This window comes from Bradyrhizobium sp. NP1 (assembly GCF_030378205.1).
GTDB lineage: Bacteria > Pseudomonadota > Alphaproteobacteria > Rhizobiales > Xanthobacteraceae > Bradyrhizobium.
Genome location: NZ_CP127385.1, coordinates 7,528,120 through 7,549,695, shown reverse-complemented (window position 1 = coordinate 7,549,695; position 21,576 = coordinate 7,528,120). Strand labels below are relative to the sequence as shown.

Below are 21,576 nucleotides of genomic sequence, written 5' to 3'. Positions count from 1 at the left end.
GCCATGGACGTCATCGACCTGCGCGATTTCTATTCGCAGCGCCTGGGCATCGTGGCGCGGCTCCTGATCAACCGCGGGATTCGCGCCCGCTGGCCCGATGCAAAGGAGCAGCGCGTGCTCGGCATCGGCTATCCGACGCCCTATCTCGGACTTTTTCGTGAAGATGCCGAGCGCTGCATCGCCTTCATGCCGGCGGCGCAGGGGGTCTTGCGATGGCCGACCGGGCGGCCGGCGCTGGCGACGCTGATCGATGAGTTCTCCCTGCCGCTGCCGGACTCGGCCGTCGACCGCATCCTGCTGGTCCATGCGCTGGAGATGTCCGACGATCCGGAAGGCCTGCTGCGCGAGGTGTGGCGGGTGCTGGCGCCCTCGGGGCGCCTGATGGCCGTGATCCCGAACCGGCGCGGAGTATGGACGCGCAGCGACAACACGCCGTTCGGCCACGGCCGGCCGTATTCGCGTTCACAGATCACTGAGCTGTTGCGCCAGACCTGGTTCACGCCCTCGGCGTGGGGCGAGGCGCTGTTCGTCCCGCCGGTCGCCGCAGGCTGGTTCTTGCGCTCGGCGATGGCCTGGGAGCGCGTCGGCGAGGCGCTCGCGCTGCCATTTGCCGGCGTCCATATCGTGGAGGCGACCAAGCAGGTCTATCGCGCCATTCCCGCAAAACGCGAGCGCGCGCGGCTCATTCCGTCGCTGCGGCCGGTGCTGGTGCCGTCATCGACGGCGACGCGGGGATAGCGTCTCACCGCCGCCCCGACGCGGGCCTAGTCGTTTCCGACATCTTCGCCCGAAGCCGCGGCCTGCGGCTGTGCGACGCCCTCGGGGCGCGGTCCGTGCGGGCGACGCCGCCGGCGCGGGAAACGCTCGCCGCCGCCATTGCCTTCATAGTTGCGCTCGCCGCCATTGATCTGCGGTTGCGGCCCAGTGATGAAGGACGGCAGGCGGTCGACATGGCCGTCGTCGGCCAGCGCGGGCTGCGGCTGATTCTGCGGCGGCGGCTGATATTGCGGCTGCGGCCGGTGATCGCGCTCGCGATGGTCGCGATGCTCGCGCGGCTGCTGGTCGCGCTGATAGGGCGGCTGGCCGTCGCGCTGATGGTCGCGGCCGCCTTCGCGCATATAGGGCTGCGGCTGCTGCGGAACGAAGCCCGGCTCCTGGCCGAAGCTCGAAAACTCGCCTTCGTCCTCGCTCTCCTCCGACATCGGGTCGGCGACATCGGGGCGCGGCTGCTGCGGCTGGTTCTGACGGAATTGCTCCTGCGCCGCCGCGATCAGGCGGAAATAATGTTCGGCGTGCTGGTAGTAGTTTTCGGCGGCGACCGGGTCGCCGGAAGAGCGCGCGTCGCGCGCGAGCTGCAGATATTTCTCTGCGATGTGGGAGGCGGTGCCGCGGATCTTGATGTCGGGTCCGTTCGATTCGAAAACCCTCGTCATCGGGTTCTGGCCGCGCCGGTTATTATTGTTGTTGTTGTTATTCCGGTTGCGCATCCGCTTGTTGTTCTGACCGTTTCTCATGTCTTGCCTTTATTCCAGCCCTGAAAGTTACAGCCTTGGAAAGTTACCTTGGAAAGTTACAGCCTTGCCGTTGCAGTTTGCCGCCCCTGACCAAACAGGTGCGCGCTCATGCGCATCGAATCGCGATGCGCTCCCGGTGCGTGCCGATTTCGTCCAACGTCGCGTGCAACAAAGACGCGTTCCCCACCCACCAGCGGCCGTCGCCGGCGAACCAATCATCCAGCCTGTCGGAACAAGCCCATTTTTCCTGCGTAAGTCTTCAGGCTCAATATTAGGCTTTCGTTCGCTTTGCGGTCACAGACAGCGCAGCTCTCATGGCCATCGCGCTCTATTGGACCTGCGTCTTGGAACCTCTACCCGGCGCGGCTCTCGCTTCTGAGAACTCCGGCTTTCGCCCGTAGCGTCTACGGGGCCGGCGCCGATGTTGTGAGCGGAACGTAGTCGCTCCGGGGCAATATTCCAAGAGGTTTTTTGTGCCTCAACACGGCTTTTATGGCGGCATTTTTCGGCCTGCAACGGCCCTCGGAATGCCCGTCAGATCGGCCCTGGGCGTCCCGGCTGGGGTTAACCCTGCCGCCGTCATCAAACCTTCAATGGGGCCGCTTTGGCCCTGTCCGGCCTCGACGATCAGGACCCCGGAGGGAGCCAGCAGACCGGCAGCCTGCGGGATCAGCGCGCGGTAGGCATCGAGCCCATCGGTGCCGCCGTCGAGCGCGCGGTGAGGATCATGCTCGCGGACCTCGATGGCGAGCCCCTCGATATCGGCGGTGCGGACATAGGGCGGATTCGAAACGATCAGATCGAACGATCCCGTCAGGTCCGCCGCGTAGTCGCACCGGACGAACGTCGCGCGGTCGGCCAGGCCAAACGCATCGGCGTTGGCTTGCGCGGTTTGCAGCGCGTCTGCGCTGATGTCAGTTCCGAAACCGCGTGCCTTCGGCAGCTCATGTAGTAACGCCAGCAGGATCGCGCCAGAGCCGGTTCCGAGATCGGCGATCCGCAAGGCGCTGCTTGCGAGGCCTGTCGCGCGCAGGAGCTCCAGCGCGAATTCCACCACCGTCTCGGTGTCCGGCCGCGGCACCAGCGTCTCCGGCGACAGCGCGAGCGAAAGGCCCCAAAACTCCTTGTGGCCCAGGATGCGCGCCACCGGCTCGCCGTTGAGGCGACGCTGCGCGAACTGCGCGATCTGCGCCGCGTCGTCGGGCGCGATGGTTCGCGCGGCCTCGCGGATCATTGCCGTGAGATCGCGCCCGAGCGCTGCGCCGACCAGCAGGCGCGCCTCGATCTCGGCGGATTCGATCCCCGCGGCGGCGAATTGCGCGGTGAGCGCGCGTCGCGCCGCTTCGATGGTTTGGCCGGTGAATGGCGCGATCACGCGGCGGCACCCTGGGCGGCGAGCTGCGCTGCCTGGTGCTCCGTGGTCAGCGCATCGATCAGTTCGCCCAATGCTTCACCCGAGATCACCTGCGGCAATTTGTAGAGCGTCAGGTTGATGCGGTGATCGGTGACGCGGCCTTGCGGGAAATTATAGGTGCGGATGCGCTCGCTGCGATCGCCGGAGCCGACCTTCTCCTTGCGGTCGGCCGAGCGCGCCGCCTCCACGCGCTGGCGCTCGGCGTCGTAGATGCGCGAGCGCAGGATATTCATGGCGGAGGCGCGATTCTTGTGCTGCGAGCGGCTGTCCTGCATCATCACCACGATGCCGGTCGGGATATGGGTAATGCGGATCGCCGATTCCGTCTTGTTGACGTGCTGGCCGCCGGCGCCTTGCGCGCGCATGGTCTCGATCCTGAGGTCGTCGTTCTTGATGTCGACGTCGACGTCCTCGACCTCGGGCAGCACCGCGACCGTGGCGGCGGAGGTGTGGATGCGCCCCTGGGTCTCGGTGTCGGGCACGCGCTGCACGCGGTGCGCGCCGCTTTCGAATTTCAGCTTCGCGAAGGCGCCGCGGCCCTGCACCTCGGCGATGATTTCCTTGTAGCCACCGACCGTGCCCTCGCTCGCCGAGATCACGTCGACCTTCCAGCCCTGCAAATTCGCGAAGCGCTCGTACATGCGGAACAGATCGCCAGCGAACAGCGATGCCTCGTCGCCGCCGGTGCCGGCGCGGATTTCCAGCACCACGTTGCGGTCGTCCATGGCGTCCTTGGGCAGCAGCGCGACGCGGATATTCTGTTCGAGCTCGACGCGGCGCGCGTCAAGCGTCTCGCGCTCGGCCTCCGCCATGCCGCGCATGTCCGCGTCGGTCGCCGGGTCCGATATCAGCGCCTCGGTGTCGGCGATCTCCTTTAGCGTCGCGCGGTAGGCCTTCACCGCCTCGATCAGCGGATTGAGCTCGGACAGCTCGCGCGTGATCTGCACATATTTGTCGGAAGTGACCTGGCCAAGCAGCTCCGCCTCGAGCGCAGCGTGATGCGCCAGCAGGACATCGAGTTTGGCTTCAGGAAGCGCGGACATCGGTTGGTCTCGAATTGCGAATGAGCACGTGACGAACGGAGAACGACGGGAGCGGTCCCGCTACAGCGAAAGCCCCTCGGCCTCGGCGAACTCCGTCAGCTTCTGGCGGATCGGCACGCTGCCGGCGGGCGCATCGAGGAGCGAGCACAGCATCGCCTCGGCCTTCCCGGTATCGAGCTCGAGCACCATCGCCTTCACCGGGCCGTGCGCGGTTGCCGACAATGAAAGCGAACGGTAGCCGAGCGCGATCAGCGCCAGCGCCTCGATCGGCCTGGACGCCATCTCGCCGCAAAGCGACACCGATTTCTGGGCGACCTTCGCTTTCCGTACGATGTCGCGCAGCGCGCGCAGGATCGGCGCCGACAGCGTGTCGAAGCGCTCCGAGACCTTGGCGTTGCCGCGATCGACCGCGAACAGGAACTGGAACAGGTCGTTGGAGCCGACCGAGATGAAATCGACCCGCTGCAACAGCTCGTCAAGCTGGTAGAGCAGCGCCGGCACCTCCACCATGGTACCGATGTCGATGCGTTCCGGCAGCGCGTGGCCGTGCTGGCGCAGATAGGTCAGCTCGCGCTCGACGATCGCCTTCGCGGCGTCGAACTCCGCGAGGTCGGAAATCATCGGGAACATGATGCGCAGCGCGCGGCCGCCGCCCGCGCGCAGCAGCGCGCGGATCTGGCCGCGCAGGAGGCCCGGCCGGTCGAGCCCGAGCCGGATCGCGCGCCAGCCGAGCGCCGGGTTCTCCTCGATCACGGTCTCCATGTAGGGCAGTGCCTTGTCGCCGCCGATGTCGAGGGTGCGGAAGGTGACGGGCTTCTTGCCGGCGGCATCCAGCACCGCGCGGTAGAGCGCGAGCTGGTCGCTCGAGCGCGGCAGGCTCTGGCCGACCATGAACTGCAGCTCGGTGCGGAACAGGCCGATGCCGGCAGATCCGGTGTCGTCGATATGCGGCAGGTCGATGGTGAGCCCGGCGTTGATCATCAGCTCGACCGGCTGGCCGTCCTTGGTCATGCAGGGCTTGTCGCGCAGCGCGAGGTACTGCGCCTGCCTGCGCGCGCGAAACCGCACGCGTTCGGCGTACGCCGCCTCGATCTCCGCCGAGGGGCGGACATAGATCTCGCCGGAGGTGCCGTCGACGATGATGGCGTCGCCGGGATCGGCGATGCCCGGCGCGTTCGGCACCTCGCCGACCGCCGGGATGCCGAGCGCGCGCGCCACGATCGCGACGTGGGAATTTGTGGTGCCTTCCTCCAGCACCAGGCCGCGCAGCCGCTTGCGGTCGTAGTCGAGCAGCGCCGCCGGCCCCATCGCGCGCGCGATCAGGATCGCGTTGTCGGGAAGCTGCTCGCGCGAGGGCGCATGGTCGCGCCCGACCAGTTGCCGCAGCAGGCGGTAGCCGAGGTCTTCGAGGTCGTGCAGGCGCTCGCGCAAATACGGATCGGTCGAGCGCAGCATCCGCGCGCGGGTGTCGGACTGCACGCGCTCGACCGCGGCTTCCGCGGTGAGACCCGTGGCGACCGCTTCGTGCAGCTTGTGCGACCAGCCATGGTCGTTGGCGAACATGCGATAGGCTTCCAGCACGTCGCGGTGCTCGCCGCCGTCGGCGACGTCGCCGCGTTCGAGCAGGCGGTCGAGGTCGGAGCGCAGCGTGGTCATCGCCGCGTCGAGCCGCTTGATCTCCTTGGGCAGGTCTTCCGCGATGTAGTTGGTGATGACGACGCGCGGCTCGTGCAGCACGACGTGGCCGAGCGCGATGCCGTCGGAAAGCACGGCGCCGACCTTGTGCAGCGAGTGCCGCGCGGCGGGCTCGGCGCCGGGCTGGGCCAGCGCGGTCAGCTCGCCGGACGCGATCATCTCGGCGAGCACCATCGCGGTGGTCTGCAGCGCCTCGACCTCTTCCTCGACATAGGTGCGCTTGGCGCGGTTCTGCACCACCAGCACGCCGAGCGTGTTGCCGGCGCGCAGGATCGGCACGCCGAGGAAGGAGTGGTAGATTTCCTCGCCGGTCTCCGGGCGGTAGGAGAAGGCCGGATGGCTCTGCGCGTCGTTCAGGTTGAGCGGCGAGGCCTCGCTGGCCACGAGGCCGACCAGGCCCTCATGCGCGCTCAGCACCGTGCGGTGGACCGCGTCGCGGTTGAGGCCTTCGGTGGCGTAGAGCTCGAGGGTGTTGTCGACGCGCAGCACATAGACCGAGCACACCTCGGCCACCATGTTGGCCGCGATCAGCACCACGATCTTGTCCAGCCGCTCCTGGGCTGAGACCTGCTCCGCCATGGTTTCGCGGAGCCGTCTCAACAAGACGCGGGGACCTCCCGACGCGCTCCGCATGTGCCTAAAATCCCCTCCCTCGGACCAGCCTGCGGGGCCGCCCCGAGCTGGCGTTGAATTCGAACAAGATAACAATTTTGTTCATTCGGCGCCGTTGCAAGCCCATATCCGTACGGGCCGAATCGAATCAGGATAGCCAAACTGTGACACAGTTTACGGCAGCCCACCCTTCATCAGGCCGTATAGCGAATTGAAGCTTGCTTTGCCAAGCAAAACGCCTGCCAACGGTCGTCACAACCGGTTTGGCGGATGTTGCGCTTGCGAAAGGGGTTTGGCCCCGCGGTGACGGGTCCTGCGGGCGTCACCAGCACAAAAGGTCAACAGAAAATTTTTCTAAACTTGATCGAGACCGTAGAGCGTGTGCAGGGTGCGGACCGCCAGCTCGGTATAGGCGGCATCGATCAGCACCGAGAACTTGATTTCGGAGGTGGTGATGGCGCGAATATTGATGTTGCGCGCCGCCAGCGCCGAAAACGCCTTGGCGGCGACGCCGGCATGGCTGCGCATGCCGCTGCCGATCACCGACACCTTGGCGACGTCGGTCGCGCTGTCGAGCCGCGCGTAGCCGATCCGGGCCTTGGAGGCGCTGATGGTGTCGCGGGCGCGGGCATAGTCGGTGGCCGGAACGGTAAAGGTGAGGTCGGTGAAGCGGCCGTCCTCCGAGACGTTCTGCACGATCATGTCGACATTGATGTTGGCATCCGCCAGCGGTCCGAAGATCGAGGCGGCGACCCCGGGCTTGTCCTCGATCTGGCGCACGGAAATCTGCGCCTCGTCCTTGGAGAAGGCGATGCCGGTGACGACGTGGCTTTCCATGATTTCCTCCTCGCTGCAGATCAGCGTGCCCGGCGGCGTGCCGTGCGGGTCGATATCCTCAGGCCTGTCGAAGCTGGAACGGACGAAGATCGGCATGTTGTGCACCATGCCGAGTTCCACGGAGCGCACCTGGAGCACCTTGGCGCCCTGCGAGGCCAGTTCCAGCATGTCCTCGAACGCGATCTTGTCGAGCCGGCGCGCCTTCGGAACCACGCGCGGGTCGGTGGTATAGACGCCGTCGACGTCCGTATAAATGTCGCAGCGGTCCGCATGCAGGGCTGCGGCGATCGCCACCGCCGAGGTGTCGGAGCCGCCGCGGCCGAGCGTGGTGATGCGCCCGGTCTGCGGGTTGATGCCCTGGAAGCCGGCGATGACGGCGACCTCCTTGCGCTCCTTGAAGCGGTTGACGATCTCGCTGCCGTCGATCTCGAGGATGCGGGCCGAGGCATGGGCATCCGAGGTCTTGATCGGGATCTGCCAGCCCTGCCAGGAGCGCGCCTGGATGCCGATCGCCTGCAGTGCGATCGACAGCAGGCCCGAGGTGACCTGCTCGCCGGAGGCGACGATGGCGTCATATTCGCGCGCGTCATGCATCGCTGACGCCTCGGTGCACCAGGCGACCAGCTCGTTGGTCTTGCCGGCCATCGCCGAGACCACGACGGCGACGTCATGGCCGGCGTCGACCTCGCGCTTCACGTGACGCGCGACGTTGCGGATACGGTCGATATTGGCGACGGATGTGCCGCCGAACTTCATCACGAGGCGGCCCATGACGATGCGCGGATTCCTTCAAGAGGATAAGTTGAGGGCCCCTGGCTGAAAGCGGGAGCGCAGGCGCCAAAACGCGCGTATACATAGCAGTGGCGCCGGGGGCAAGCGGGTTCCTGCCTGCTTTCCGGGCCAGCGTGAACGGGTCATGAGGCGCAAGGTCTATGGGGCGCTATATCGATGAAATCCTGCAGCCCGGCGAGAAGGTGCTGTATTCGACCAATGCGCACTGGGTGTTCTTTTTACCGGCGATCGGCGCCTGGATCGTGGCGATAGCGTTGCTCGTGGTGTCAGCCATGGTGCCGGCCAGCAGCGCTCCCCTGACGCTGGTGTTATGGGCGCTGGCGGCCATCGTGGGCGTTTTTGCGCTGTACAAGACGGTGACCGCCTGGTTCCACCGCTGGACCACCGAAACCGACGTGACGAATTTGCGAATTATTCACAAGACCGGGTTCATCCGGCGCCAGACCTTCGAGATGAGCCTCGACAAGGTGGAGAGCGTCGACGTCAGCCAGAGCATTCTGGGACGCCTGCTCAATTACGGCGACGTGACCATCATGGGCGTCGGCGAAGGCCGCCAGACCATCGCCACCATCGCCTCGCCGCTCAGCTTCCGCAACTACATCACCGCACGATAGGACGGCGCGTCATCATGGCCATGCAGTCGAATCTTTCCGGTGCGGCGGGCGGGACGGTCGATCCGGCCGAGATCGCGAAATTCTCCAAACTGTCGGCGGAGTGGTGGGACCCCAACGGCAAGATGGCTCCGCTGCACAAGATCAATCCGCTGCGCCTCGCCTATATCCGCGACGCCGCCTGCCGCAAGTTCGAGCGCAACGCCAAGAGCCTCAACTGCCTGTCGTCCCTGCGCGTGCTCGACATCGGCTGCGGCGCCGGGCTGCTCTGCGAGCCGCTCGCCCGCCTCGGCGCGCAGGTGATCGGCGTCGACCCTGCCGCGAGCAACATCGCCGCCGCCAAATTGCATGCCGAGAAGGGCCATCTCTCGATCGACTACCGCTGCACCACGGTCGAGGCGATGGACGTGCGCGAGCGCTTCGACATCGTGCTGGCGATGGAGGTGGTCGAGCATGTCGCCGACATCGGCATGTTCGTCGGCCGTTGCGCGGCGGTGCTGAAGCCGGGCGGGATGATGGTGGTCTCGACGCTGAACCGCAACTGGAAGAGTTTTGCGCTGGCGATCGTCGGCGCGGAATATGTGCTGCGCTGGCTGCCGCGCGGCACCCATCAATGGGACAAGTTCGTCACCCCCGACGAGCTGGCGAAATACCTGCTCGACAACCGCCTCGTCGTCACCGACCAGACCGGCGTGGTCTACAGCCCCTTCGCCGACAAATGGAGCCTCTCCGCCGACACCGACGTCAACTACATGGTGGTGGCGGAGGGGATGGTGTGAGGCTTGTGACGCGAACGCGGCCTCTTCAAAAGGGTCGCGCAATCCTGTCATGCGCCGGCCCGATTGACCGCATGCGCCGCGCCCGGCACGGTGGCGCTTCCCCCGGTCGATGAATTCCGTTGATGTTCTCCGTCGCCACCCTCTGGATCCCCTTCACCATCGTTGCAGCGCTGGGCCAGGTCGCGCGCAACGCGATGCAGCGCTCGCTGACGGGTGCGCTCGGCACCTGGGGCGCGACCAACATCCGCTTCCTGTTCGGTTTCCCGTTCTCGGTGCTGTTCTTCGTCGTGGTGCTCGCGGTATCGGGCGACCCGATGCCGGTGCCGACATCAGCGTTCTGGCCGTGGCTTCTGCTCGGCGCGCTGAGCCAGATCGTCGCCACCGGGCTGATGCTGCTCGCGATGAACGACCGCTCCTTCGTGGTGACCACGGCCTACCTGAAGACCGAAGCGATCCAGACCGCGATCTTCGGCTTCGTCTTTCTCGGCGATCATCTCACCGCGCTCAAGGTGGTCGCGATCCTGATCGCGACCATCGGCGTCGTCATCACGGCGCTGCGCCCCGGCGGCGAGAAAGGTTTTGCCGAGCTCAAGCCGACCATCATCGGCCTCGTCTCGGCCGCCGCCTTCGCGCTGTCGGCGGTCGGCTTCCGCGGCGCGATCATCACGGTCTCGGGCGTGTCCTTTGTGACCGCGGCTTCCTTCACGCTGGTGCTCGGGCTGTTCGTGCAGACCGCCGTGCTGACGGTCTATCTGCTCGCCCGCGCGCCAAAGATCCTGCAGGCGATCTTCGGCCTCTGGAAGCCGTCGATGCTGGCGGGCTTCATGGGCGCGTTCGCCTCGCAGTTCTGGTTTCTCGCCTTTGCGCTGACCGCCGCCGCCAATGTCCGCACGCTGGCGCTGATCGAGGTGCTGTTCGCGCAGGCCGTCGCCTATTACTCGTTCAAGCAGCCCGTCTCGGCGCGCGAGATCTCCGGCATCGTGCTGATCGTGATCGGGGTCGCGCTGCTGGTTGCGGCCTAGTGTGGCGGCTCTGACGTTCCTTTCACTCTCGCGGCACATTCCTCAAGGGAACGTCAGAGCCAAAGCCGCACTGGAATCCTATATCTGCTGGTGTCCCTTTGATTCTGACATTCGCAAACGTGGCTCCACAAAATGATGCGAATGTCAGAACCGGCACACTAGCTCCTGACGGCAATCAAGACGGCGCCGGCCGAGATCAGCGCAATGCCGATCCAGCCCGTGAACGATGGCCGCTCGCCCAGGAAAACCACGCCGAACAGCGCGACCAGGACCACGCTCAGCTTGTCGATCGGCGCCACCAGCGTGGCCGGCCCGAGCTTCAGCGCGCGGAAATAGCACAGCCAGGACGCGCCGGTCCCCAATCCCGAGAGCAGCAGGAACAGCCAGCTCTTGGTCGAGATCGGACCGGGATGCGAGAACTGGCCGGTCGCAAACAGGATCAGCGTCAGCGTGATCAGCACGATCACGGTGCGGATCAGGGTCGCGAGGTCGGAATTGATGCCCTCGACGCCCACCTTGGCGAAGATCGCGGTCAGCGCAGCGAAGATGGCGGACAGAAACGCCCAAAGCTGCCAGGAATGAAGCGATTCAGGGCTCATGAACGGTCCTTTGGCCCGGATTGGGATAACGTCTCTGCGACGAACGCGCGCTCGCGTCAACCGGGCCGGGGATTTTCCGGAAAGCCGGCCGTCGTGAGATGGCGGCGGCGTGCAGCGCTATGCAGGCATCGTGTCGGCGATGGTGCGCGAATGGCCGCGGAATTCCGCGACGATACGGCCGTCCGCCGCATTCGCGACGGTGCAGTCATAGATCGCGGTGCGGCTGGTGCGGCAGCGCTCCAGGGCGTGTGCGATCAGGCGATCGCCGGGGCGCACAGGGCGGACGAAGGTGATGCTGCATTGCTGCGCCACCGACTGCCGTCCGTGGCTGTTGCAGGCGATCGAGAACGCCGTGTCGGCCAGCGTGAACAGGACGCCGCCATGACATGTACCGAAGACGTTCAGGCCGGCCTGCGACACCGTCATCTCGATCTCGGCCTCGCCGGGGCCGGCCCGGCGAAGCGAAAAGCCGAACGCCCTGGCGGGCGCGTCGCCCGAGAGCATGAGGGCCGCGCAGTGCTCAGCTCGTTGTGCGGGATCGTCAGGTAACGGTTTCATCGTGTTGGGTGCCGATCGTGGCGAGGGTTGCGGCGCCGTCGTGCTCCGCGCCGTGCGATGCGAGGGCCATGCGCGCCGCCGCGGCGATCGCAAGCTCTCCCGCTTCGACCTCGCGCAGCGCATTCAGGAATGTTTCGTCGCTCCGTTCCATGATGGCGCGCCGGACCTCGGCCGCGGCCGCCTCCGCGACCAGCCGGCGGATGCGGGCGCGACGGCGCGCCTGACGCTCGGCCGGCGTGCGTGGCGCCACGTTGAGGACCGCTTCAAGCAGCTCGACGATGCCCTGCCCGGAGCTTGCCACCGTCTCGATGACAGGCACATTCCTGTCGCTCTCGCGGCGCAGGCTCAGCATGCTGCGAAGCTGCCGGACGGTGCGCGCGGCCAGCGGAAGATCGGCCTTGTTGACGACGAGTACGTTCGCGATCTCCAGTATTCCGGCCTTGATCGCCTGCACGTCGTCGCCGAGGCCCGGGGCATTCACGACGACCCTGACATCGGCGACCTCGACGATCTCGACCTCGGACTGCCCGGCGCCGACGGTCTCGACCACGATGACGTCGCGGCGCGCGAAATCGAGGATGTCGACGATCGGCTGGATGCTGTCGCTCAGCCCGCCGAGGTGGCCGCGCGAGGCAATCGAGCGGATGAACACGCCGGCGTCTTCGGTATGCCGCCCCATCCGCACCCTGTCGCCGAGCACCGCGCCGCCGGAGAGCGGGCTTGACGGATCGACCGCGGCGACGGCCACCGTGCGTCCGCTCTTGCGCAGCTCCGCCACGAACGCGTCGATCAGCGTCGACTTGCCGGCGCCGGGCGGCCCGGTGAATCCGACCGTGAGCGCGTTGCCGGTCTGCGGCAGAATTGCGCGATGCAGGCTGGCGGCGGCGGGGCCGCCCGCTTCGGCGATCGTGATGGCGCGCGCCATGGCCCTGGGATCGCCGGCCCGCAGCCGTTCCAGCAATGATGTTGCCATGGAATCCGCGGCCATCGGCTCAGGCAACGATCAGCGGATGCCCGAAGCCGAGCTCGCGACGCAGGCAGCTCACCACTTCGCCATGCGTCACGCCCGCTTCGGTCGCCTCCACCACTTTTTCGAAGACATTCTCATCTGTGCTGTTGGCGGCGCGCGCCAATGCGTCGAGCGCGCGGGCGACCTCGCGCTGGCTGCGCTCGCCCTTGAACGCCTTGAAACGTTCGACATGCCGGAGCATCGCCTCGGCATCGGGCCGCTCGGCCGGCGGGACCGTCGGATCTTCCTCGATCTGATAGCAATTGACCCCGACGATCTTGCGGGCGCCGGTATCGACCTGCTCCTGGAAGGCGAGCGCCGATTCGCCGATCATGGTCTGGACCAGGCCGGCTTCCGCGGCCTTGTACATGCCGCCGGCGGCGTCGATCTTCGCAATCACGCCTTCGATCTCCGCCTCCATCTGGTCGGTCAGGCGCTCGACATAATACGAGCCGCCCAAGGGATCGATCACGTCGCAGAGCCTGGCCTCGTCGCGCAGGATGTTCTGCGTCGCTACCGCAACGCGCGCGGTTTCCTCGCTCGGGCAGGCGATCGCCTCGTCATAGGCATCCGTATGTAGCGATTGCAGCCCGCTCAGGATCCCGGCGATGGCCTGGATCGAGACGCGCGCGATGTTGTTGAGCGGCTGCTGCTGGGTCAGGTCGACGCCGGAGGTCTGGCCGTGGAATTTGAATCTCCAGCACGCGGGATCCTTCGCGCCCAGCCGGTCCCGCGCGATCCTGGCCCAGATGCGGCGGCCGGCGCGGAATTTCGCCACCTCCTCGAACAGCGAGATCGAGATGTCGAAGAAGAAGGTGAAACGGCGCAACACGTCGTCAATGTCCATGCCGCGCGCGATGCAGTCCTCGGCGTACTGGATCGCGGTCGACAGCGTGAAGCCCATGGTTTCGGCCGGGGTCGCGCCCGCCTGCTGCATGTGCTGGCCGACCACGGAGACCGGATTCCAGTTCGGGACGTGACGCCGGCAAAATTCGATATGGTCGAGCAGCACCCGCCGCGAGCCCGGCAGCGACAGGCGGTAGAACTGATGATTGGCGATGAAATGCGAAATGTAGTCGCTCTGGTTGGACGTGCCCGTCACCGAGCGCCAGTCGATGCCGCGCCGCCGCGCCACGCCGAGGGTGAAGGCGAGCAGCGTGAAGGGCGACGGGTCGTTCATCGCGGTCGAGATTTCGCCGATCGGAACGCCGTCGAGCGCGCTGTCCATGTGGTCGGTGGTGTTGATCACGGTGCCGCAGGTGCCGAGCAGCACCGGATCGACCTCGTCGCAGTCGATGCCGCGAAATCCCGAGCAGCACGGCAACAGGCTGATTGCGGTGGCGCCTGCGTCGATGATGCGTCGCACCCGCCTGTTGTAGTCCTCGGGCGTGCCGAGGCCGATCAGCTGGCGCTGCGTCCAGGTGCGCCCGCGATGCATGGTCGGGTAAATGCCGCGCGTGAACGGAAACTGGCCGGGAAAGCCGAGGTCCTCGAGATACCGCTCGCCGTTCCAGTCGCGCGGCGAATAGAGCGGCTGGATCTCTATTCCGGACCGGTTGCGGGTCGCTTTCTCGTCGCCGATCTGGCGGGCATATTGCGCACGCCACTCGCCCTGCGCCTGTTCGAAGCCGGGGAGCGGAAGCTGGATCGCCGTCCGGGTCATGGGGTTGCCTCCGAAAATTCGTCGCTGCGCGCCGCCCGCGATTGCTGGCCGAGCGCGGCAACGCAATCAACAATCTCCTCGCGCCCCGCGCCGGGCCCGAAAATCCGGCTGACGCCGGCGGCAAGCAGTGCGGCTTTTTCCTCGTCAGGCACGATGCCGCCGACGATGACGCGGACATGGCCGAGCCCCGTCGTCCGCAGCGCGTCCATCATTTTCGGCACGATCAGGTGATCGGTCGCGAGCGAACTGATGCCGATGACGTCGACATCCTCCTCGGTGGCGAGCTTCACCACGCCCGGAATGGTCTGCCACGGCGGGGTGTAGATCACCTCCATGCCGGCATCGCGCAGATAGGCGGCGACGATTCGGCTGCCGCGGTCGTGCCCGTCGAGGCCGATTTTCGTCACGAGAACGCGGATCGGCAGCGCGTCGACTTTCATCATCATCTTGACCTGCGTCGGGGTTTGGCTTCGGCGCCGGACGGACCGATGCCGAACACGGCGACGAACTCATCAACGATGGCGTCCAGGCCGCCATGCGCTCGCCGATACCAGATCGGCGTCGCGTTCAGGGCGCCCAGCAGCAGCATCCTGAGCAGGGTCGGCGAGCGGCCAGCGGGCAGGTCGAGCGCGGCGATCAGGGCGCGGAATCGCGTTTCGTAGCGGTCGCGCTGGGCGCGCAGCTCGGCCGCGGCTTCCGGCACGTCGTCCGGAAGCACCCGGACGATGACGCGGGCGAACGCGCTGGCATCAAGGATGGATTCGAGATGCGCCTCGATCGCGCGCCGGAACCGCAGCGCCGGCTCGGTTTCCTGATCGACCAAGGCGTCGACGTGGCGGACGATGCGGTCGACGCCTTCGGCATAGACCGCGACAAGCAGGGCCTGCTTGGTCGGGACGTGGAAATAGAGCGCGCCCGGCGTCACGCCGGCGGCCTCGGCCACGTCGCGAATGGTCGTTGCGTGATAGCCGCGCTCGGCGAAAAGCGCTGCGGCGGCTTCCAGCAGCGCCGGCCAGCGGTTCGCCTGTTGCTTTGCAAGGGTGGCAGCCAAATCACGTCTCCTAGATAACTAAACGATCGTTTAGCACTGGACACGCTCCTAGACAAGGTCGCCTGCCGTCAAATCCAAATCTAATCGATAGTCAGCGAATTTGCGATCATTTAGTGCGGTTCTGGCAGACATCTTGACGCCCGATCTGAGTTTAGCTAAACAATCGTTTAGTTAATAAAAGCGAGGGGAGGCCGACGCATGGCAGAACAGCGGGCCTATTGGAATTCCGACAAGGAGACCCGGCCGCGCGAGGTGCGCGAGGCGGAGATACTCGGCTTGATGCGGCAGCAGTTGCGCTATGCCTATGAGCATCTGCCGTTCTACCGGCGACACTACGATCGCGCCGGTTTTCACCCCGACCAGGTGAACTCGATCGCCGCCTTCACCGAGCGCGTGCCTGTCATCACCAAGCAGATGCTGCGCGACGACCAGGCCGAGCATCCCCCGTTCGGCAGCTATGTCGGCGCCGGCCCGGTCGGTATCTGCCGCGTGCATGGGTCTTCCGGCACCAGCGGAAAGCCGACGCTCTACGCGATCTCGCGTGGCGACTGGGACTACATCGCCGATGTGATGGCGCAGGCCTTCTTCACCTGCGGCGTGCGGCCGGGCGATGTCGTGCAGCTTGCGACGGTGTTCAGCCTGTTCATGGGAGGCTGGGGCTCGCTGCTCGGCATCGAGCGGCTCGGGGCGACGGCCTTCCCGATCGGCGCGGGCGAAACCGAGCGGCAGATCGAGCTGATGTGGCGGGTCAAGTCGACCGTGCTGATCACGACGCCGAGCTACGCCCTGCACATGCTGGAGGTGGCAAGATCGATGGGGCTCGATCCATCGACCTCGCCGCTGCGTCTGGGAATCTTCATCGGCGAGCCGGGCTCGTCGATCCCCGGAACGCGCCAGGCCCTGGAGAGCGGCTGGGGCATCGTCGTGCGCGACATGGCGACGACATCAGAGATGACGCCGTGGGGCACCAACGCGGAATGCGAGCGGGGCCATGGCGTGCACGTGATGCAGGACGAGGTCTGGACCGAGATCGTCGCCAAGGACAATCCGAACCGCGCGCTTCCCGACGGAGAGAGCGGGGCGGTCGTCTACACCCATCTGCGGCGGCAGTCGCAGCCGATGATCCGCTTCTATTCGGGCGATGAGTCGCACATGACCCACGAGCCCTGCGGCTGCGGTCGCACCTATCCGCGCCTTCCGATGGGCGTCTACGGCCGCCTGGACGACATGCTGCTGATCCGCGGCGCCAATGTTTATCCGAGCCAGGTCCAGCGTTCCCTGCTGTCGGTGCCGGGAACCGGGATCGAGTTCAAGATCCTGCTCGAACGCAGTGGCGCGCTGGATACGGCGACGGTGCGGGTCGAGCGCGATCCGGCGGCCAGCACCGACAATCTGGCGGAATTCGACAGCGAACTGGCCAAGCAGGTCAAGCGCCGGCTGAAGAACGACACCAACATCAATTTCGAGGTCGAGGTGCTGGCCCCGAATACGCTGGAGCGGGCGATTTCGAAAGCCAACAGAGTAGATGACAGGCGCCCCCGGTTCAGGCCCGGACAGGATGTCCGATGAAAATCGGAACAGAGGAAACAATGAGAGCAATCGGTGTCGTCGCCTTCTGCACCCTTCTTCTTTCGACTGTTGACGCTCATTCGCAAACGTCAGTGAAGATCGGTGTGCTGACGGATTTGAGCGGCCCTTACGCGGACTTTGCCGGTGAAGGCTCGGTCGTCGGGACGCGTCTGGCCGTCGAAGAGTTCAGGAGGCAGAACAGCGATATCTCTGTCGAAATCATATCCGCTGATCACCAAAACAAGGCCGATATCGGCAGCGCGATTGCCCGAAGGTGGTTTGACCTGGAGGGCGTTGATGCGATCGTCGATGCCGCAAACTCGGGCGTCGCACTCGCGGTAAGTGAGATCGCGAAGGACAAGGACAAGGTGTTTCTTGCGAGCGGTCCGGCAACTCCCGACCTCACGGGAAAGGCCTGCTCGCCAAACACCGTGCATTGGACCTACGATACATATGCGCTTAGTCACGGGACAGGAGGCGCGCTGGCAAGTTCCGGCGGCGATACCTGGTTTTTCCTCACAGCAGACTACGCGTTCGGTCGCGCGTTGGAGCGGGACACAGGCGCGGTCGTCACGGCGAAGGGTGGAAAGGTCGTGGGGAGCGTCAAGCATCCGCTGAATACCAGCGATTTCTCGTCCTTCCTGTTGCAGGCGCAGGCCGCCAAGCCGAAAGTGATTGGCCTTGCAAACGCGGGCACCGACACCGTCAACGCGATCAAGCAGGCCAATGAATTCGGTATTGCCGATGGTGGTACGAAACTCGCGGCCCTGTTGTTTTTCATCACCGACGTTCATAGCCTCGGGCTGAAAGCCGCACGAGGGCTCGTTCTAACGGAGGCCTATTATTGGAACTTGAATGATGAAACGCGGTCCTTTGCAAAGCGTTTCGCCGAGAAAATGCCCGGACGTGTTCCTACCCAGGTTCACGCCGGTGCCTACTCGGCCACGTTGCATTATCTGAAGTCGGTTGCCGTCGCGGGCACCAAGTCGGGAGCTGCGACCGTCGCGGACATGAAACGAAAGCCTACCGTCGATTCTGTTTTCGGGCAGGGCAGTGTTCGCGAAGACGGCCGGCAACTTCACGACATGTATCTGTTCGAAGTGAAGCGACCTGAGGAGTCGACGGCCGCATGGGATTACTATCGGCTATTGGCAACGATCCCCGCTGAAGAGGCCTTTCGTCCGCTTTCCGAAAGCTCTTGTCCGCTCGTAAAGCAGCAATGATCTGCGCCGGTGCTTGGCGGGCCGTTACGCGATTGGCGGGTGGATTGACGACCGTCGTCCCCGGTTTCGTCCCTGAGAAATCGGCAAGGCGGGAATGACGCCGCGCGTCAGTTGCGATCGTCCGGCAGGGTCGGCAGCGGGGAGACCTCGATGCCTTCATCGATCAGCGACTTCGCCTCTTCCGGCGAAGCCTCGCCATAGATCGGACGGTGTTCCTTGTCGCCGTAATGCATCGCGCGCGCCTCGTTGGGGAAGCGCTCGCCGACATTGTCGGCGTTCTTGACGATGTGGTCGCGCAGTTCCTTCAGCTTGGCGCGCAGCTCGCGCTCCTGCGTCATCAGCAGCGGCGTCGAATCCGGCGCGGGCGCCTCGGCCCCCGCGGCTGGACGCGGCGTCGGCGCGTCTTCCTGCCGGCGGCCCTTCTTGCTCACGATCTGCGGGGCCATGATGGCCTTTTCGACCTTGGCCGAGCCGCACACCGGGCAGGTGACGAGCTTGCGCCTGACCTGCGAATCGTAGGCGGCCGAGCTCTGGAACCAGCTCTCGAAGGCGTGGTCCCGCTCGCAACGCAGGGTATAGCGGATCATGCCGATCCCCTTACGAGGTGCAGATGCTCCGGACCAGCCTTGGGATCGGCGATGCCAAAGCGCCGGCCATGCTGCAGCGAGGGGATCGCCTTGCGCGCGGTCTCGACCTTGGCGGGATCGATCGTTGCGAGGAACACGCCGGGCTCGACGCCGCCTTCGGCCAGCACCACGCCCCAGGGATCGACGATCAGCGAATGGCCAAAGGTCTCGCGCTTGTTCTCGTGCAGTCCGGCCTGCGCCGCGGCGAACACGAAGCAGCCGGTCTCGATCGCGCGTGCGCGCAGCAGCGTGTGCCAGTGCGCCTCGCCGGTCTTTTTGGTGAAAGCGGAAGGCACCGTGAGGAACCATGCGCCGCTTTCGGCGAGCGCGCGGTACAGCGCGGGAAAGCGCACGTCATAGCAGATGGTCAGCCCGATCCGGCCCCAGGGCAGGTCGGAGATCACGGCGGTCTCGCCCGGCTGGTAGTTCGCGGATTCGCGGTAGCTCTCGCCGCCGCCAAGATCGATGTCGAACATGTGGATCTTGTCGTAGCACGCGAGCACCTGGCCATCAGGTGCGATCAGGAACGAGCGGTTGACCGCCTTCTCGGGCGAGAAGCGCAGCGCCAGCGAGCCGATATGCAGGTGGATCTTGAGTTCCTGCGCCAGCCCGCGGTAGGCCTTCAGCGACTTGTCGTCGTCCTCGGCCGCAAGATGCTCGAACAGCGCCTTGCGGTTCACCTGCATCATGTTGCTGACTTCGGGCGTCTGCACATAATCGGCACCCTGGGCCGCCGCCTCGCGGATCAGCGCGACGCCCTGCTCGAGGCTCGCCTCGGGCAGAAGGCCGGTGCGCATCTGCACCATCGCCGCGGTGAAGGTCTTGTCAGCGCTCATCAGGAAGCCTTTTGGCCATTCAGCATGACGTCCAACTTGCCCTCGCGGTCGAGCGCGTAAAGCTCGTCGCAGCCGCCGACATGGGTGGTGCCGATGAAGATCTGCGGAAAGGTCGAGCCGGCGCCGGCGCGGTCATACATCTCCTGCCGCCAAGTCGGGTTTTTCGCGATGTCGAACTCGGTGAACGTCGCCTTCTTGCGGCTCAGCAGCGATTTCGCGGCGCTGCAATAGCCGCATCCCGGGCGGGTGTAGATTTCGATGGCGGTCATGGCGCGCTCAGTGGGGGCTTATGCCCGGATTATATGGGACGGCGGTGGGTATCCACAACCCGGGCAAACACCAGCACGTCGACTTGCGCCGCCCTGGCGCGCAGCAGCACCCGCGCGCAGGCGTCCACCGTGGCGCCCGAGGTCAGGACGTCGTCGACCAGGATGATCCGCCGGCCCTGCACCTCGGACTGGCGGTCCGGAGATACCTTGAATGCGCCCTGCACATTGCTCGCCCGCTGCGGCCGGGACAGCCCGACCTGCTGCTCGGTCGCCCGCACCCGCTGCAGCAGGTCGCCGCGCAGGGTGACGCCGCTCGCGTCCGCGATCGCGCGGCCCAGCGCGCCGGACTGGTTGTAGCGCCGTCCCCAGGCCCGCCGCCAATGCAGCGGCACCGGAACCAGCATGTCGGCCTCGCCGAGCAGCTCCTTGCCGGCCCGCGCCATCCAGCGTCCCATTGCCGGGGCCAGATCCGTGCGGTCCTGGTATTTCAGCGCATGCACCAGCGTGCGCGCCACATCGTCATAGCGCACCGCGGCGCGCGCCCGCTGGTAGGCCGGCGGATTGGCGATCGCCTCCATCGACAGCATGTCAGGGCCGGGATCATAGACGAAGGGAATGCCGAGCCGCGGGCAATAGGGCGGCGCGATGAACGACAGCTTCGACCAGCAGCTCGCGCAGACGCCGTCGCCTGCCACCGGCTCGCGGCAGGCGACGCACAGCGTCGGCAGCGCGACGTCGAGCACGAGCCGGGCGGCGCTTCGCCACGCCGCGCGGCAGGTGGTGAGCGCGCGGCGCAGCGGGCCGGCAAGGTCGCGGGAACGGGCGGTCTCGGCGTCCATGGGCCAAGGCTAGCGCCGGGGCGCGCGGTGCTCAAGCGCATTGCCAGAGGCGGCGGGATCGGCGTAACCAGCAGGTCATGGCCGAGAATTCGATGCCCGTCCTGTTCGACCGCGCGCTGCTCAGGCAACGCCAGGATCGCGCGCGGCGCGACGGCGCGGTCACCTTCCTACTCGATCGCGTCGTCGAGGACCTGGAAGATCGGCTCGCCGCCGTGAACCGGAATTTTGTCCACGTCGCTGACATCTGGACGCCAGGCGATGCACTCACCACGCGCTTGCGCCGGCGCTGCGACGGGATTGCGCATATCGAGGCCTCATCGGCGAGCGAGGCGCTGCCGCTCGCGCCGGCCTCGCTTGATCTCGCGGTCTCCGCGCTGGCGTTTCAGTTTGCGAATGACCTGCCCGGCGTGCTCGCGCAGATCCGCCGAGCCCTCAAGCCAGACGGCCTGCTCTTGGCCGTGCTGGTCGGCGGCGACAGCCTCATCGAGCTCCGGCAAAGCTTTGCTGCCGCTGAAAGCGAATGCGAGGGCGGGGTGTCGCCGCGGGTCGCGCCGTTTGCCGACCTGCGCGACCTCGGCGCGCTGGTCCAGCGCGCAGGCCTTGCGCTGCCGGTCACCGACGTCGACCGCGTCACCGTGCGCTACGACAGCGCCTTTGCGCTGATGGCCGATCTCAGGGCGATGGGCGCGAGCAACATTCTCGTCGAACGCCGTCGCGTCCCGACGCGGCGGGCGACGCTGCTGCGGATGGCCGAGATCTATCGCGAGCGCTTCGCCGACCCGGACGGGCGCATCCGCGCCACCTTCGATCTGGTCTGGCTCTCCGGCTGGGCGCCGCATGACAGCCAGCAGCAGCCTTTGCGGCCGGGCTCGGCGAAGTCGAGCCTCGAAGCGGCGGTGAAGGGGACGACGAAACGCACCTGATGCTGTCATCGCCGGGCTTGACCCCGGCGATCCATCTCCTTTGAGAGAAGGCTTTTTTGAGAGAAAGCTTTGTCGATGGATGCCCGGGTCAA

22 protein-coding genes are annotated in these 21,576 nt (G+C 66.0%); 7 read left to right on the top strand and 15 right to left on the bottom strand.

The genetic code is table 11. The annotated features are described in order from the left end of the window. Nucleotides 1–3 precede the first annotated feature (3 nt). Nucleotides 4–738: a methyltransferase domain-containing protein gene (locus tag QOU61_RS36370; protein WP_289655976.1), complete on the top strand. Its 735-nt coding sequence runs from the start codon at nucleotides 4–6 to the stop codon at nucleotides 736–738. A gap of 26 nt (nucleotides 739–764) precedes the next feature. On the opposite strand, the gene QOU61_RS36365 is transcribed toward QOU61_RS36370, so the two are convergent. The 5 genes from QOU61_RS36365 to QOU61_RS36345 all read right to left on the bottom strand — a co-directional run bounded on the left by QOU61_RS36365 (nucleotide 765) and on the right by QOU61_RS36345 (nucleotide 7,886). Beyond that, on the bottom strand, nucleotides 765–1,514 hold the full coding sequence (locus QOU61_RS36365; RefSeq protein ID WP_289655975.1) for a DUF4167 domain-containing protein: 750 nt from the start codon (nucleotides 1,512–1,514) through the stop codon (nucleotides 765–767). A gap of 490 nt (nucleotides 1,515–2,004) precedes the next feature. Next, a complete protein-coding gene (gene prmC, locus QOU61_RS36360) occupies nucleotides 2,005–2,889 on the bottom strand; it encodes a peptide chain release factor N(5)-glutamine methyltransferase (RefSeq protein ID WP_289655974.1) in 885 nt (294 codons plus the stop codon). Beyond that, nucleotides 2,886–3,971: a peptide chain release factor 1 gene (gene prfA / locus QOU61_RS36355; protein ID WP_289655973.1), complete on the bottom strand. Its 1,086-nt coding sequence runs from the start codon at nucleotides 3,969–3,971 to the stop codon at nucleotides 2,886–2,888. The genes prmC and prfA overlap by 4 nt, the downstream gene beginning before the upstream one ends. A gap of 60 nt (nucleotides 3,972–4,031) precedes the next feature. Further along, nucleotides 4,032–6,299: a phosphoenolpyruvate--protein phosphotransferase gene (gene ptsP, locus QOU61_RS36350; protein ID WP_289655972.1), complete on the bottom strand. Its 2,268-nt coding sequence runs from the start codon at nucleotides 6,297–6,299 to the stop codon at nucleotides 4,032–4,034. A gap of 333 nt (nucleotides 6,300–6,632) precedes the next feature. Next, entirely contained in the window at nucleotides 6,633–7,886 is a 1,254-nt protein-coding gene (locus QOU61_RS36345; RefSeq protein ID WP_289655970.1) for an aspartate kinase, read from the bottom strand. A gap of 161 nt (nucleotides 7,887–8,047) precedes the next feature. Here QOU61_RS36345 and QOU61_RS36340 point away from each other — a divergent pair, with 161 nt between their 5' ends. From QOU61_RS36340 to QOU61_RS36330, 3 genes are all read left to right on the top strand, one after another. After that, nucleotides 8,048–8,521, top strand: a complete 474-nt coding sequence (locus tag QOU61_RS36340; protein ID WP_289655969.1) for a PH domain-containing protein — start codon at nucleotides 8,048–8,050, stop codon at nucleotides 8,519–8,521. A 14-nt stretch (nucleotides 8,522–8,535) separates the two neighbouring features. Beyond that, a complete protein-coding gene (gene ubiG, locus QOU61_RS36335) occupies nucleotides 8,536–9,297 on the top strand; it encodes a bifunctional 2-polyprenyl-6-hydroxyphenol methylase/3-demethylubiquinol 3-O-methyltransferase UbiG (protein ID WP_289655968.1) in 762 nt (253 codons plus the stop codon). Nucleotides 9,298–9,419: 122 nt separating this feature from the next. Beyond that, a complete protein-coding gene (locus QOU61_RS36330) occupies nucleotides 9,420–10,319 on the top strand; it encodes an EamA family transporter (RefSeq protein WP_289655967.1) in 900 nt (299 codons plus the stop codon). 158 nt (nucleotides 10,320–10,477) lie between these two features. On the opposite strand, the gene QOU61_RS36325 is transcribed toward QOU61_RS36330, so the two are convergent. From QOU61_RS36325 to QOU61_RS36300, 6 genes are all read right to left on the bottom strand, one after another. Further along, nucleotides 10,478–10,918 carry an EamA family transporter gene (locus tag QOU61_RS36325; protein ID WP_289655966.1) on the bottom strand — a complete coding sequence of 147 codons (441 nt, stop codon included), beginning with the start codon at nucleotides 10,916–10,918 and terminating at the stop codon, nucleotides 10,478–10,480. Nucleotides 10,919–11,035: 117 nt separating this feature from the next. Further along, nucleotides 11,036–11,422: a hydroxyphenylacetyl-CoA thioesterase PaaI gene (paaI, locus tag QOU61_RS36320; protein ID WP_289655965.1), complete on the bottom strand. Its 387-nt coding sequence runs from the start codon at nucleotides 11,420–11,422 to the stop codon at nucleotides 11,036–11,038. A 37-nt stretch (nucleotides 11,423–11,459) separates the two neighbouring features. Continuing rightward, nucleotides 11,460–12,449 (bottom strand): methylmalonyl Co-A mutase-associated GTPase MeaB, encoded by a 990-nt coding sequence (gene meaB, locus QOU61_RS36315; protein WP_289655964.1) that lies wholly within the window; start codon nucleotides 12,447–12,449, stop codon nucleotides 11,460–11,462. A gap of 19 nt (nucleotides 12,450–12,468) precedes the next feature. Next, entirely contained in the window at nucleotides 12,469–14,148 is a 1,680-nt protein-coding gene (locus QOU61_RS36310; protein ID WP_289655963.1) for an acyl-CoA mutase large subunit family protein, read from the bottom strand. Next, complete coding sequence (locus QOU61_RS36305) at nucleotides 14,145–14,591, bottom strand: cobalamin B12-binding domain-containing protein (RefSeq protein ID WP_289662088.1); 447 nt, start codon at nucleotides 14,589–14,591, stop codon at nucleotides 14,145–14,147. Before QOU61_RS36305 ends, QOU61_RS36310 begins: the two co-directional genes overlap by 4 nt. Beyond that, nucleotides 14,591–15,199, bottom strand: a complete 609-nt coding sequence (locus QOU61_RS36300) for a TetR/AcrR family transcriptional regulator (RefSeq protein ID WP_289655962.1) — start codon at nucleotides 15,197–15,199, stop codon at nucleotides 14,591–14,593. The genes QOU61_RS36305 and QOU61_RS36300 overlap by 1 nt, the downstream gene beginning before the upstream one ends. A gap of 198 nt (nucleotides 15,200–15,397) precedes the next feature. On the opposite strand from QOU61_RS36300, the gene QOU61_RS36295 reads away from it, so the two are divergent. Then, nucleotides 15,398–16,768, top strand: coding sequence for a phenylacetate--CoA ligase family protein (locus tag QOU61_RS36295; protein ID WP_289655961.1), 1,371 nt, complete (start codon nucleotides 15,398–15,400; stop codon nucleotides 16,766–16,768). Beyond that, nucleotides 16,765–17,991, top strand: coding sequence for an ABC transporter substrate-binding protein (locus QOU61_RS36290; protein ID WP_502876860.1), 1,227 nt, complete (start codon nucleotides 16,765–16,767; stop codon nucleotides 17,989–17,991). The genes QOU61_RS36295 and QOU61_RS36290 overlap by 4 nt, the downstream gene beginning before the upstream one ends. A 107-nt stretch (nucleotides 17,992–18,098) precedes the next feature. Here the strand turns inward: QOU61_RS36290 and QOU61_RS36285 are convergent, their stop codons facing one another. The 4 genes from QOU61_RS36285 to QOU61_RS36270 are packed head-to-tail and all read right to left on the bottom strand — an operon-like array spanning nucleotide 18,099 to nucleotide 20,561. After that, nucleotides 18,099–18,578 carry a DUF1178 family protein gene (locus QOU61_RS36285; protein ID WP_289655960.1) on the bottom strand — a complete coding sequence of 160 codons (480 nt, stop codon included), beginning with the start codon at nucleotides 18,576–18,578 and terminating at the stop codon, nucleotides 18,099–18,101. After that, entirely contained in the window at nucleotides 18,575–19,453 is an 879-nt protein-coding gene (locus QOU61_RS36280; protein WP_289655959.1) for a carbon-nitrogen hydrolase family protein, read from the bottom strand. The genes QOU61_RS36285 and QOU61_RS36280 overlap by 4 nt, the downstream gene beginning before the upstream one ends. Continuing rightward, complete coding sequence (gene grxC, locus QOU61_RS36275; RefSeq protein ID WP_289655958.1) at nucleotides 19,453–19,722, bottom strand: glutaredoxin 3; 270 nt, start codon at nucleotides 19,720–19,722, stop codon at nucleotides 19,453–19,455. Before grxC ends, QOU61_RS36280 begins: the two co-directional genes overlap by 1 nt. A 29-nt stretch (nucleotides 19,723–19,751) precedes the next feature. Continuing rightward, a complete protein-coding gene (locus tag QOU61_RS36270) occupies nucleotides 19,752–20,561 on the bottom strand; it encodes a ComF family protein (protein WP_289655957.1) in 810 nt (269 codons plus the stop codon). A 77-nt stretch (nucleotides 20,562–20,638) separates the two neighbouring features. Between QOU61_RS36270 and QOU61_RS36265 the strand changes: the two genes are divergently transcribed. Then, a complete protein-coding gene (locus tag QOU61_RS36265; protein WP_289655956.1) occupies nucleotides 20,639–21,484 on the top strand; it encodes a methyltransferase domain-containing protein in 846 nt (281 codons plus the stop codon). Nucleotides 21,485–21,576: the final 92 nt, after the last annotated feature.